Raw genomic sequence first — 13,265 nt, 5'->3', positions numbered from 1 at the left:
TAATTTCTCGGGAAACCCTACCAAATGTTGAATCGCTGTGAAAAAATACACAATATGTTGTTAAAAAATAGGAGGGAGAGCATGAAGTTGTCCGATTTGATCTCAAAGTGGATCGATGTTGAACCTTCAAAAAATGCTCAGATAATCCTCAGAGACAGGTATTTCATGAAGGATCTGGATGGGAATTATCTGGAAACGAAATGGGAAGACGTGGCAAGAAGGGTGGCAAGAGTTGTAGCAACGGCAGAGCTTCTGAACCCATCGTACAAGAAGAACGAAAAACTCGACAGAATAAAAGAATGGGAGGATACCTTCTTCAGAGTTTTGAAAGCGAGGATCTTCATTCCAAACAGTCCCACCCTCTTCAACGCAGGACTCGGGGTGAAGCACGATCTCCTGTGGAAGCCCATCGATCAGATGACACTGGAAGATTACGAAGAAATTTACAGATCGAGAAACCATCTTCATATGCTCTCCGCGTGCTTCGTAGTACCCGTTGGCGACAGCATCGAAGAGATCTTTGAAGCGGTGAAAGAGTACGCACTCATAACGAAAGTGGGAGGAGGAGTGGGGAGTAACTTTTCTGAGTTGAGGCCGAAGGGCAGTTTTGTGGCAGGCACACACGGAAAAGCGTCCGGTCCCGTTTCTTTCATGCACGTTTTCAACTCCGCCATCTCCGTTGTGAAACAGGGTTACAGAAGACGCGGGGCACTGATGGGCATCTTGAACATAAACCATCCCGACATAGAAGAATTCATAGACGCAAAGAAAGAAAACACGGGAGAAGCGGTGCTGAACTTCTTCAACCTCTCTGTTGGATTTCCAATGGACAAGAAAGAGATTCTGAAACTCTACGAAGAAGACGGTGAACTCGAGCTTTCTCATCCAAGAAGCACGATCAGGAAGAAGGTTAAGATCAGAGAACTCTTCAGAAAGATCGCTACAAATGCCTGGAAGAGTGGAGACCCGGGACTTGCCTTCCTCGGAGAGATGAACAAATACTATCCACTCTACCCGCACAGAAAGATCAACTCGACCAATCCGTGCGGTGAGATCGGGCTTTCAGATTACGAAGCCTGCAACCTCGGTTCCATCGACGTTGCAAAGTTCTATAACAATGGTTTTGTGGATTTAGAAGCGCTTCAGGAACTCGTCCAGATAGCCGTTCGTTTCCTCGACAACGTCATCGATGTGAACGTGTTTCCAATAGACAAGATCACAAAAGCAGTCAAAGAGAGCAGAAGGCTCGGTCTTGGAATAATGGGATTTGCCGATCTCCTCTACAAGCTCGAAATTCCTTACAATTCTCAGGAAGCTCGTGATTTCGCGGCCAATCTCATGGCTTTCATAGCGCTCCAAGCACACAGAACTTCCTATGAACTCGGAAAAGAAAAAGGGAACTTCCCGCTCCTTGAGATCTCGAGGTACAGAACGGAAGACAACTTCGTGCCTTTCGCTATGGGTATGAGCAACTACGACGATGAAATAAGAGAAGTCATGAAGATGACAAAAGAGTTCAGAAGAAACGTCGCTCTTCTGACGATCGCACCCACCGGTTCGATCTCGAACATAGCAGACACTTCGTCAGGATTGGAACCAAACTTCCTCCTCGCATACACCAGATTCGTGACGAAGGAAGACGGGACGAAAGAGCCTCTTCTCTACGTGAACCAGGTGCTCAGAGAGAAATTGAATCCGGAGATCCTCAAGAAGATAGAGAAAGAACTCATAGAGAAGGGAAGCTTGAAGGATATCCCGGATGTTCCGGAGAAAATAAAGAAAGTCTTTGTGGTCGCACTCGATATAGATCCAATGGATCACCTCCTCATGCAGGATGCCTTCCAGAGGTACGTTGATAACAACATCTCCAAAACGATCAACATGCCTCAGAGCGCAACCGTGGATGATGTTCTCAACGTGTACCTTGAAGCCCTCAGAACAAACGTTAGGGGCATCACCGTGTACAGAGATGGCTCTCTGCAAACGCAAGTGCTGACGAAAGCCTTGAAGACACCGGAGGCTCCAAAGGTCCAGTTCTTCGTCGTCGATGAGAAGCTGAAGCTCCACCCAAGACCAAGAAAAGACACTCTCAGAAGCGTCACGAGAAAGTACAAAAGACCGGACGGGACCACCTACATAACGATATCCTTCGACGACACTGGTGAAGCCGTGGAGATATTCATCTCAAATGGCACCGAAATGGCCGAAGCGATTGGAAGACTCTCCTCCATAGCCCTCAGAGCGGGTGTTTCCATGGACGAAATCATAGAACAGCTCTCGAAGGTGAAGGGAGAATACTGCAAGGGTCTCGCCGAAGAAATCAAGAAAGCGCTTGAAGACTTCGCAAAACTGTGGCTCAGAACGGGTAAAGAGGCACCAGAGAGCGAGGAAGAGCCGATCGAAAGAGAAAAGTTCATAGTGGCACACAACCTCAGATGGCAAAGCGGTTACTACGTGGACGACGAAGGAAACGTGTACTGTCCCGTTTGTCTCTCGAAGAACTCTCTGATAAAGCAAGAAGGATGTGTGAGCTGTAAGAACTGCGGCTGGTCAAAGTGTGAGTGAGGAGATGAGAACATGAAGATTGTACCAGCCCAGAGGTGTGTATACTCGTTTTCTGCGAGCATGGTACCCGTGGAAGAGGTATACCCTGGTGAACAGGTCGTGTTCGAAACACTCGATGCACTTGGTGGTAATTACGATAAAATCGATTTTTCGAAGGTGAATCCAGCGGCGGGACCTGTATTTGTCAACGGTGCAAAGCCCGGAGACACACTGAAGGTTCGGATAAAGAGGATAGAACTTCCTCGAAGAGGAGTGATCGTAACTGGCAAGGGGTTCGGAGTTCTCGGTGACGAAGTGGAGGGTTTTCACACAAAAGAACTGGAAATAGAGAAATGGGCCGTTCTGTTCGATGGTATGAGGATTCCAATTCACCCGATGGTAGGAGTGATCGGTGTCGCACCTCAGGAAGGAGAGTACCCAACAGGAACAGCCCACAGACATGGGGGAAACATGGACACGAAAGAGATAACAGAGAACGTCACGGTGCACCTTCCAGTGTTCCAGGAAGGTGCACTTCTTGCTCTGGGAGACGTCCACGCAACGATGGGAGACGGAGAAGTGTGCGTCTCCGCGTGCGAAGTCCCTGCAAAAGTGGTTGTGGAGATCGATGTATCCAAGGAAGAAATCAAATGGCCCGTGATTGAAACGAACGATGCCTACTACATCATCGTTTCTCTTCCAGATATCGAAGAGGCTCTGAAAGAAGTCACACGCGAAGCGGTGTGGTTCATCCAGAGGAGGAAAACCGTTCCCTTCACAGATGCCTACATGCTTGCCAGTCTCTCCGTCGATGTGGGTATCTCTCATCTCGTGAATCCCGCTAAGACTGTGAAGGCTCGCATTCCAAAATACATCTTCACGGGGGTATGAGGATGCTCTACGACCTTGCAAAACAGCGAAAGACCGTGAGAAAATTCAGAGAAGAAAAGCCTTCCATTGAGAAGTTGATGTACTGTCTGAAGATGGCGAACGAGGCTCCCTCGGGAATGAATGCTCAACCCTGGAGATTTCTCGTCGTAGAAGATGAAGAAATGAAAAGACAAATCAGGGAAACCTGTGAAAAGGCCGAGAAAGACTTCTACGAAAACGTGAGAGGAAAACTTAAAGAATGGCTCAACGAAAACAGTTTCAACTGGAAAAAACCCTTTCTCGAAGAAGCACCATATCTTCTGCTCGTGTTCTCAAAAAAAGACGCACCCTATTCGAGAGAATCTGTCTGGCTCGCGATCGGATATCTTCTCCTCGCATTGGAAGAACAGGGACTTGGAACCGTCCCGTACACACCGCCGAATCCAAATGAAATAGCAAAAATCGTGAACACACCATCAGATTTGAGATTTGAGGTAATACTCCCGGTTGGATACCCGGACGATCCGAAACCCAAGTATCCAAGAGAAGAAGTGAAAGTGAGTTTCAACCACTTTTAATCTCCGGCAGGGGGATTCACACGGTGTATTCTTCCAAAAGTTCACTGTAGTCGTCGAACCAGAGCGCCTGGGAATTCCTCTTGTACACCATGACTTTTCTTCTATTCTTCTCATCGTGTGCTCTATGGTATTTGAAAACGATGAAATTTTTCGTGAGGGCTGCGATTTCTATCTTCCCTGTTCTGTGAGACATAACGTATCTGACCCGCTTGGCGACACCAGATATGTTCGAAATCGCCTTCGTGAAGATCTCGTAACCCTCTTCAATCGGAACGGCGAATTTCCTGTTTCCAGAGACCGGCCTGTTTTGAAACACGTAGTAAGGTGTCACTCCAACAAAGGATAACCTGTCAAGAAGCTCTCCCAGGGTTTCCGGCGAGTCGTTTATCCCTCTCAGAAGAGGTGTCTGATTGCAGAGAACTGCTCCCGCATCCTTCAAAAGATTCACCGCTTCTATTGCCTCTTCTGTCAACTCCTTTGGATGGTTGAACTGCGTCATCACATATATTTTCTTCTCCTTCGTGCTGTACTTTCTGATCATTCTCAAAAGTTCGGGATCATCGATTATCCTGTAGGGATTGAACGCCGGGATCTTGCTTCCAATTCTTATTATCTGAACATGATCAATTTCTCTCAGGGAGCCAATGATCTTCTCCAGTTTCTCCGTGGACAGAAGCAGAGGATCACCACCCGTGAGCAAAACGTTCGTTATCTCTTTATGTGAGCGGATGTAATCGAGTTGAGGTGTGATGTCTCGTATGACTTCGGCTCCAACGTTTATGAAGAGTCTCTTCCTGAAACAAAATCTGCAAAATCCACCACAAACATCGTTCACAAGAAAGAGGGCCGTGTCCGGGTATTTGTGCTGAAGCCCCTTCGCAACGGTGTAAGATTTTTCGTTAGAAGCATCCAGCGTTCCCCACTCCTCAAGTTCATCCTCCTCGGGTACTACGATCTTCCTGATAGGGTCATCAGGGTCTGACCAGTCTATGAGACTCAAGTAATAAGAGTTGGCTCTGAATCGGTACTTTTCCTCTATCCTCTTCAACCTCTCTCTTTCTTCAGGAGACAATTGTTCCACCTGTGTTATGCTGGTGTAGTATTTCACCTTCAATCGAATCACCTCCTGATTTTTGTTTTAACATCGAAGAACTCAGCTTCGACGAATACGACATCTGCCATCCATTTTCATTATACCATAATACGGTATAATCGGAGAGCACGATGAATACTGAGAAATATATCATCAGTACAATGTTTGAATGATATCTTGAAATCAGCGACTGTGTGTAGTACAATATAACTTGCAAATGCTTTGCATTTGCAGGTGAGAGTATGAGGATGACAAAAAACAGGGAAGCCGTTTTCGAAATAATCGAATCTTCCAGAGTTCCTCTCACTGCCGAGGAGATACATCGAAAACTGGATGTGAACCTCTCCACGGTCTACAGGGCTTTGAAGTTTTTAGAGGAAAGAAATCTCGTGGGTTCTTTCAGTGTGGGTGGCCCGAGATACTTCTTCAAGAAGAAAAGACACTATCACTTTTTGATCTGTGAGAAATGCGGGAAGCTCTTTCCTTTCGAAGAATGCGTGGATGAATTTCTTAAAAAACTCCAGGAAAAGTACGATTTTTCTGAAGAAAGTCATCTGTTTTTGATTCACGGAATCTGTAAGGAATGCAAAAAGGAGGTGGAAAAATGAGGAGGATTCTTCTCCTTCTAGTACTCGCTGTCACCGTTTTGAGTTTCGGCAAAACTATCGTGACCACGATAAACCCGTACTACCTCATCGTTTTTCAACTGCTCGGCGATACGGCGAGCGTAAAGCTCCTTGTTCCCCCTGGAGCGAATCCACACTTGTTTTCACTAAAGCCTTCCGACACTAAGACTCTGGAAGAAGCGGATCTGATCGTAGCGAACGGACTCGGATTGGAAACGTATTTGGAAAAATACAAAGAAAAGACAGTTTTCGTTTCAGACTTCATTCCAGCACTTCTTCTCGTCGACGAGAACCCTCACATCTGGCTCGATCCTTTCTTCCTCAAATACTACATTGTTCCTGGACTGTACCAGGTTCTCATCGAGAAATTCCCGGAAAAACAGAGTGAAATAAGACAGAAAGCAGAAGAGATCGTAAGCGGACTGGACACCGTGATCAGAGAATCTTTCGAAACTCTCCTTCCCTACACCGGAAAAACAGTGGTGATGGCTCATCCGAGTTTTACGTACTTCTTCAAGGAATTCGGCCTGGAATTGATACCACTCTCCAGCGGTCATGAACACAGCACGAGTTTTTCCACGATCAAAGAGATCCTCAGGAAAAAAGAACAGATTGCTGCCCTGTTCAGAGAACCACAGCAGCCGGCAGAGATTCTTTCGAGCCTCGAAAAAGAACTGAGAATGAAGAGCTTCGTGCTCGATCCCCTCGGAGTGAACGGAGAAAAGACGATCGTGGAACTCCTGAGAAAGAATCTTTCTGTGATCCAGGAGGCGCTGAAATGAAAATCGTGGAAGTGAAGAATCTGACCTACAGAATAAACGATTTTGAGATCCTGAAGAATGTAACCTTCTCCGTGGAAGAAGGTGAATTCGTTGGAGTAATCGGCCCGAACGGAGCAGGAAAAACCACACTTGTGAGAATTCTGGTGGGGGAGATAAAGAATTACGAAGGCAAGGTAGAAGTCAGAGGGAAGATAGGATACCTTCCACAGCTCCATCAGGTTCAGAGAGAGTTTCCCATCACCGTAAAAGAGTTCGCTGCGATGGGAATGTACGGCAGGTACAGAAAGATAGACTGGGAAAAGGTGAGATCGACCTTGAAAGATGTGGGGATCCTTCACAAAGAAAACGATCCGATAAAGAACCTCTCAGGTGGTGAATTCCAGAGACTCTCACTCGCGAGGGCCCTTCTTTCAGATCCGGATATTCTCGTATTGGACGAACCTGAGGCTGGAGTGGATGAAATGGGAAAGGCTTCCTTTTACGAGCTTCTGAACCGATTGAGGAAAGAAAAAAATATCACAGTCATCATGGTCAGCCACGACATCGGAATGGTGTTCAAAGAATGCAGCACCATCATGTGTCTCAACAGGACCCTTCACTGTCATGGTCCAACTGAAACGATCAACCCTGAAGACCTCAAGAGAATCTTCACAGACTTCGACATATGGATCAGAGGAACAAGACACTACGAGATCTACCATGGGAGGGAGAGAGATTGAGCTTCTTTCACGATCTCGTTGAGTACAGTTTCTTAAGGACAGCTTTCGTTGGGGGAATCCTGGTCGCGTCTTTATCCGGCCTTGTTTCTCCAATAGTGGTTTTTAGAAGGATGGAGTTCATAGGAGATGGAACCGCACACGCAGTCTTTGCCGGGCTTGCTGTAGCCACTCTCATCGGAGCGGATCACAGATTGATTGCCTTTGCCACGGCTCTTCTTTTCGCTTTTGCGGTGAGTCTCTTTTCTCGCTCCAGGATCAGCGAAAGCAGTGCCATAGGCATCCTCCTTCCCTTCTTCATGGCCGTTGGAGTGGTTCTCTTTTCTGTTTCGGGAAGGTATCAGACAGATGTGATGGGGTATCTGTTCGGTGACGTACTTCTTGTGAACAGCACCGACGTCGCGATAACGGCCGTTGTCCTTTCCCTGAGCGTGATCCTCACCGTGGTGTTCAGATGGGACATCAAGTATTTCATAGTAGATGAAAAAATGGCCAGGTTTTATGGCATAAAAACAGATCTCATCCGTTTTCTGATCACCTCGTTCATCGCTATCACCGTGGTGACGACCGTCAAAGTGGTTGGTGTGATTCTCACAGGTGCTCTTCTGATCCTTCCCGGACTCGTCTCGAAAATATTTGGAAAATCCTTCTGGTCACTCACAACAATATCCGTCATCTTCAGCACCGGCGTTTTCTTCGCGGGGTTTCTGACCGCTTACAATCTCGACCTGCCACCAGGTCCGGTCATTGTGATCATCGCTTTCGTTTCTTTCCTTCCAATGCTAAAATTCTCATGATGTGGGAGATAGCCGTTGTGGATGACGACAAAAATATTCTGAAAACGGTGAGTGAAAAACTCCAGCAGTTGGGACAGGTGAAAACCTTCCTCACAGGAGAAGATTTTTTGAACGACGAGGAAGTCTTTCATGTTGTGGTTCTGGACGTCATGCTTCCAGACTACAGTGGTTACGAGATCTGCAGGATGATAAAAGAAACCCGACCCGAAACCTGGGTGATACTCCTAACGCTCCTTTCCGATGATGAAAGCGTTCTGAAAGGATTCGAAGCGGGGGCGGACGACTACGTGACAAAACCGTTCAATCCAGAGATTCTCCTCGTGAGAGTGAAAAGATTTCTGGAGAGGGAAAAGAAGGGACTGTACGACTTCGGGGATCTGAAGATAGATGCCTCTGGTTTTACTGTGTTTTTGAAGGGGAAAAGAATACATCTTCCCAAAAAAGAATTCGAGATACTGCTCTTTCTCGCAGAAAACGCCGGAAAAGTCGTCACGCGAGAGAAACTCCTGGAAACCTTTTGGGAAGACCCTGTCTCACCAAGGGTTGTGGACACAGTCATAAAGAGAATCAGAAAAGCCATAGAGGACGACCCAAACCGTCCTCGATACATAAAGACCATCTGGGGTGTGGGTTACATGTTCACGGGGGGAGAAAGATGATATCTTTGAGAACCTTTCTTATCACCTTTCTTGTGAATATAGCCTTACTTGGAATCTTCTGGGGAAACAGGATGAACTTTGTGGATGTCGTTATTTTCTCTTTCTTTTCAGCGCTCTTTGTTAGTCTCGCTACTCATATTCTGGTGACCAGCAGACTGAGGAAGCTCAGAGAAGCTGTAGCCAGAAAAAGTCGATTCGAAGATTTCCTGAACGATGAGATCACAAAACTTGCCGAAGAGGTGAATTCGATAGTCGAAAATTCGCTGATTCAGGAAAAAGAAACGGAAAAATTGAAAGACATCGTCACCGGTTTTGTGCACGATGTGAAATCGCTCGTATGGAATGAGGTTGAGGACGAAAATTTGCAGAAAATCATAGAAGAATTCTACGAATTCGCCAAGCTCGAAGCTGGTCTTGAAAGGTTGAGAAAAGAGCCGGTTAATCTCGTCGAACTCGTGAACGACGTGGTGGAAAAATTCCCAGGAAAAGTCATTTTCAAGTACGATGACGTCGTGGAAGTCGAAGCTGATCCCATGAAGCTTTTCAGAGCCTTTTACAACGTGATAGAAAACGCTGTGAAGTATTCTGCGGGACCGGTGGAGGTCCACGTGAAAAAAGACAAAGTCATCGTGAAAGGTCCCGGACCAGAGATCCCCTATGAGGTGCGTGCAAATCTTTTCGAGAAAAAGAAAAAAAGCAAAGGTACAGGACTGGGCCTGTACCTCGCAAGAGAATTCTTCGAAATGCATGGCTTCAGAATCGCTTACAGGAGAGAAGGAGATTACAACGTTTTTGAGATTTACACTGGATACACCGGCATGTCATCGGTAAAGTCAGAGAGAGACTCGAGATAGTTGAAGTCCACACCGATCTTCTCCTCGTACTTCTTCCTCAAAAATTTCTTACCAACCTCTCCCAGGATCACAGCAATGAGGAGATCTTCGTCTGTTTCAGCAAGAATTCCCAATTCTTTCCTTGCTTTGTCCAGTTCGGGTTCCAAAAGATCAGCAGGTCTGCAATCTATGGGTTTCTCATCACCAAGAATCTTTCTCATCAGTTCTGGATCAATCAGTGCGGGTGGCCTACCATAGAGTCCTTTCACATAATTCCTCGTTTCGTTGGTTATCCGCTCGTATCTACCATAGACCACGTTGAGAAACGCCTGAACACCCACGATCTGACTCGTTGGTGTAACGAGTGGTGGATAACCGAGGTCTTTTTGGACCCTCGGAACCTCCTCGAGCACCTTATCAAGCAAGTGTTCCATCCTCTGCTCCTTCAACTGCTTGAGAAGGTTGGAGTACATACCACCGGGAATCTGCGAGAATATGATCCTCGAATCTGGATACTTCATCCCCACATCGTACTCGATGTATTTCATTCTCACCTTCGTGAAATGATCCACCAGAAACTTCAGCGCTTCTCTGTCAAAATCCTCTTTTCCGTTTCCTCTGAAAGCGTAATACATGGTTTCAAAAGTTGGCTGAGACGTTCCCATAGAAAACGGAGAAATAGCCGTATCGAAAAAATCCGCCCCTGCTTCGTAAGCCGCTTGATACGCAAGGGGAGCAAAGCCTGTGGTACAGTGAGAGTGGACCTCAACGGGAACACCGAACTTCTCTTTCAAAGCCCTGACGAGTTCGTAAGCCCTTTTTGGAGTGAGAAGCCCCGCCATGTCCTTTATACAAATCGAGTCCACTCCCATATCCAGAAGTTTTCTTGCGAAGTCAAGATAGTAATCGAGAGTGTGGACAGGACTCACCGTGTAACTGATCGCTACCTGAACATGAAGACCGTGCTTTTTTGACTCTTCAATAGATTTCTGCAGGTTTCTTTCATCGTTCAGCGCATCGAAGATACGTATGATATCCAGTCCATACTCCGCCACTTTCTTTATGAAAAGCTCCACAACATCGTCCGCGTAGTGCCTGTAGCCAACGAGATTCTGTCCTCTCAGAAGCATCTGAATCTTCGTGTTCTTCAAACCCTCTCTTATCTTTTTCAACCTCTCCCATGGATTTTCGTTCAGAAATCTAACGGCGACATCGAAGGTTGCTCCTCCCCAGACTTCCATGGAGTGAAAATTCATTCTGTCGAACGCTTCGAGAGCAGGCAGCATATCTTCCGTTCTCATCCTCGTCGCAATCAGAGATTGATGTCCATCTCTTAAGGTTGTATCAACGAACATTTTTTTCACCTCCAAGTTTTCTCAAAAGATGTACAACCAGATTCACCCTATCTTCAAATTGATCGAGTCTCGCGTATTCATCCTCGGAGTGCATCTTACCACCGGGAATACCCAGGCCGTCTATGGAAGGAACGCCGTTCTGCGAGAAAAACGCCACGTCTCCTCCACCAGTTGCCCTCACAAAACTCACAGTCATTCCAATCTCTTCGGCAGACATCTTCACGATGTTCACAAAATCAGGATCTTCTTTCATAGGAAGCCTTCTGAGTTTCAAGCTGTAAGAAACGTTCGCTTCAGGATGTACAGCAGAGAGTCGTTTCAGTGTTTCTTCGAGAAACTCGTACTCTTTGTCATCGTAGTACCTGACATCGAAATAAACCTCCGCTTTGTCCGGTGTCACGTTGCTTTCCGCACCACCCTTTACGATCGTTGGATTCAGAGTAAGGTTTGGAAATCTCCCGTTCAGTGAAGTGAGTTCCATCACTTTGAAAGCCAGTTCAACGATCGCGTTGGCTCCTTCGTCCAGTCTCGAAGCGTGTCCTTTTTTTCCGCGAGCGAACAACCACAGGGAGATGATTCCCTTCCTGGAGGATATGAGCTCTCCGTTTTCTCTTCCCGGCTCGAAGGATAGACAGTGGGAACTCATACCGGCAACTTCTTTGAACAATTCTCCACTGAGCGGTGATCCCAGTTCTTCATCCACATTCAGAACCACACAGAGATCGGTGTCGTTCTGTTGGAGGAATCTTTTCAAAGACTCAAGGAGAATCACAACTCCCCCTTTCATGTCACAAACACCAGGACCCTTGGCGATGTTTCCTTCTATTGTGAAAGGTCTTCTCTTCGATTCACCTTCGGGAAAGACGGTGTCGAGATGTCCTATGAGGGTAATGTAAGGCGGTTTCCCACGGAAGGCCACGTAAGCGGCTTCCCTTTTTTCCACTCTGAAACCAAGGTCTTCGAGGATTTCTGTCAGAAACGACGTTCGCCTCAGCTTCTCTTCGAATGGAAGATCGGGTCCTGTGTCGATGTTCACGAGTTTTTTGTAAATTTCGATCCACTTCATTTTTATCCCTCCAATTACATTATACTATCTTTTGAGAAAACCCTGGTGAGGAGGGATGTTATGTCCAGAAAAAAGGCCTTTCTATTCATCGTGCTTTTGGGGCTGGTCAGTCTCTTCGCGGACGTTACTTACGAAGGGGCAAGGAGCATCATTGGACCGTTCATGAAGACACTGGGAGCGAGCGCCGCCGCTCTTGGATTTGCCGTAGGACTCGGTGAGCTCACAGGATACGCCTTCAGATTGATTTCGGGAATTCTGAGCGATAAGACACGGAAGTACTGGCTTTTCACCATCCTGGGATACGCGATAAATCTCTTTGCGGTACCGGCTCTCGCACTTGCAGGAAACTGGCAGACAGCGCTTGTTCTCATCATCGCCGAAAGATTTGGGAAGGCCCTGAGAACTCCCGCAAGGGATGTCTTGCTCTCTTTCGCTTCTGAAGAAGTTGGAATGGGCAAAGGCTTTGGCATTCATGAGGCACTAGATCAGATCGGTGCCATCTTGGGACCTCTTGCGCTCACATTCGCCCTCGCATTTGGAAAAAGTTACAGATTTTGCTTTTTCATCCTTCTCATACCGGCTCTCGTTGCAATGGTTCTTCTCCTCACGGCACGTATAACTTTCCCAGCTCCTCAGGAAATGAAGAAGAGAAAAGACAATCCAGTGGATCGAAATCTGGGAAAGACTTACTGGTTCTATCTTGCCATCGTTTCGATGGTGGCCTTTGCCTTCGTTGATTTTCCTATCATCGCATACCACATGAAGAGTTTTGAAGTCACGAAAGATTTCTTCGCCCCTGCGACTTACTCACTCGCGATGGCCGTGGATGCGGTGGCTGCGCTGGTTTTCGGTCATTTGTTCGATAAAAAGGGTTTCGTTGCCCTGGCCTACGCGCTTCTTCTCTCTTCTTTCTTTCCCTTGCTTTCTTTTTCGAACAGTTTTCCGCTCATCTTTGCCGGAGTGATTCTCTGGGGAATCGGTATGGGAGCGCAGGAATCGATCATGAGAGCGGTTGTAGCGAAGATCGTACCTGCAGAAAAGCGTGGATTCGCTTACGGAATGTTCTTCACCGTGTACGGTGTTTTCTGGTTCTCTGGATCGTGGATCATGGGAACGCTCTACGATATCAACCGGTTCTATCTGATACTGTTCTCTTTCGTAATACAGTTTGCAGCGGCTCTGCTCCTTCTTAGAATGAAAAGATACGAATGGTGAACCATCCTGCCTCTTATGAGGCAGGGTTTTCTGCTTCAACCCGTGATGGCTCGTAGACCCTTTTTAGGTTCCGCCGCCAGAGCACGGTCAACGGGCATGAACTCGGACAGCTCCCGCCCTACTCAACGATC

Annotated in this window: 13 protein-coding genes; 10 read left to right on the top strand and 3 right to left on the bottom strand. The window is 46.9% G+C overall.

The window, feature by feature from the left end:
- Positions 1-81 precede the first annotated feature (81 nt).
- The 3 genes from TPET_RS04130 to TPET_RS04120 are packed head-to-tail and all read left to right on the top strand — an operon-like array spanning position 82 to position 3,992.
- Positions 82-2,565, top strand: a complete 2,484-nt coding sequence (locus tag TPET_RS04130) for an adenosylcobalamin-dependent ribonucleoside-diphosphate reductase (protein WP_011943393.1) — start codon at positions 82-84, stop codon at positions 2,563-2,565.
- A 12-nt stretch (positions 2,566-2,577) separates the two neighbouring features.
- Positions 2,578-3,435 (top strand): acetamidase/formamidase family protein, encoded by an 858-nt coding sequence (locus tag TPET_RS04125; protein ID WP_011943392.1) that lies wholly within the window; start codon positions 2,578-2,580, stop codon positions 3,433-3,435.
- Between the two features lie 2 nt (positions 3,436-3,437).
- Positions 3,438-3,992, top strand: a complete 555-nt coding sequence (locus TPET_RS04120) for an iodotyrosine deiodinase (RefSeq protein WP_011943391.1) — start codon at positions 3,438-3,440, stop codon at positions 3,990-3,992.
- Between the two features lie 16 nt (positions 3,993-4,008).
- Here the strand turns inward: TPET_RS04120 and TPET_RS04115 are convergent, their stop codons facing one another.
- Positions 4,009-5,106, bottom strand: coding sequence for a KamA family radical SAM protein (locus TPET_RS04115; RefSeq protein ID WP_011943390.1), 1,098 nt, complete (start codon positions 5,104-5,106; stop codon positions 4,009-4,011).
- Positions 5,107-5,327: 221 nt separating this feature from the next.
- On the opposite strand from TPET_RS04115, the gene TPET_RS04110 reads away from it, so the two are divergent.
- From TPET_RS04110 to TPET_RS04085, 6 genes are read left to right on the top strand one after another with little or no spacing between them, the layout of a single operon-like run.
- A complete protein-coding gene (locus TPET_RS04110; RefSeq protein ID WP_011943389.1) occupies positions 5,328-5,693 on the top strand; it encodes a Fur family transcriptional regulator in 366 nt (121 codons plus the stop codon).
- Positions 5,690-6,493 carry a metal ABC transporter substrate-binding protein gene (locus tag TPET_RS04105; RefSeq protein WP_011943388.1) on the top strand — a complete coding sequence of 268 codons (804 nt, stop codon included), beginning with the start codon at positions 5,690-5,692 and terminating at the stop codon, positions 6,491-6,493. The genes TPET_RS04110 and TPET_RS04105 overlap by 4 nt, the downstream gene beginning before the upstream one ends.
- A complete protein-coding gene (locus TPET_RS04100; protein ID WP_011943387.1) occupies positions 6,490-7,212 on the top strand; it encodes a metal ABC transporter ATP-binding protein in 723 nt (240 codons plus the stop codon). The genes TPET_RS04105 and TPET_RS04100 overlap by 4 nt, the downstream gene beginning before the upstream one ends.
- Positions 7,209-8,006, top strand: a complete 798-nt coding sequence (locus TPET_RS04095) for a metal ABC transporter permease (protein ID WP_011943386.1) — start codon at positions 7,209-7,211, stop codon at positions 8,004-8,006. The genes TPET_RS04100 and TPET_RS04095 overlap by 4 nt, the downstream gene beginning before the upstream one ends.
- Positions 8,003-8,665 carry a response regulator transcription factor gene (locus tag TPET_RS04090; RefSeq protein ID WP_011943385.1) on the top strand — a complete coding sequence of 221 codons (663 nt, stop codon included), beginning with the start codon at positions 8,003-8,005 and terminating at the stop codon, positions 8,663-8,665. The genes TPET_RS04095 and TPET_RS04090 overlap by 4 nt, the downstream gene beginning before the upstream one ends.
- Positions 8,662-9,519, top strand: a complete 858-nt coding sequence (locus TPET_RS04085) for a sensor histidine kinase (RefSeq protein WP_011943384.1) — start codon at positions 8,662-8,664, stop codon at positions 9,517-9,519. Before TPET_RS04090 ends, TPET_RS04085 begins: the two co-directional genes overlap by 4 nt.
- Here the strand turns inward: TPET_RS04085 and TPET_RS04080 are convergent.
- A complete protein-coding gene (locus tag TPET_RS04080) occupies positions 9,465-10,853 on the bottom strand; it encodes a pyruvate carboxylase subunit B (protein WP_011943383.1) in 1,389 nt (462 codons plus the stop codon). The genes TPET_RS04085 and TPET_RS04080 overlap by 55 nt on opposite strands.
- Positions 10,843-11,919: a M20 family metallopeptidase gene (locus TPET_RS04075; RefSeq protein ID WP_011943382.1), complete on the bottom strand. Its 1,077-nt coding sequence runs from the start codon at positions 11,917-11,919 to the stop codon at positions 10,843-10,845. Before TPET_RS04075 ends, TPET_RS04080 begins: the two co-directional genes overlap by 11 nt.
- Before the next feature lie 60 nt (positions 11,920-11,979).
- Here TPET_RS04075 and TPET_RS04070 point away from each other — a divergent pair, with 60 nt between their 5' ends.
- Positions 11,980-13,134: an MFS transporter gene (locus tag TPET_RS04070; protein WP_011943381.1), complete on the top strand. Its 1,155-nt coding sequence runs from the start codon at positions 11,980-11,982 to the stop codon at positions 13,132-13,134.
- Positions 13,135-13,265: the final 131 nt, after the last annotated feature.

Source organism: Thermotoga petrophila RKU-1, from assembly GCF_000016785.1.
GTDB lineage: Bacteria > Thermotogota > Thermotogae > Thermotogales > Thermotogaceae > Thermotoga > Thermotoga petrophila.
This window is presented reverse-complemented; position numbering and strand designations above follow the sequence as displayed.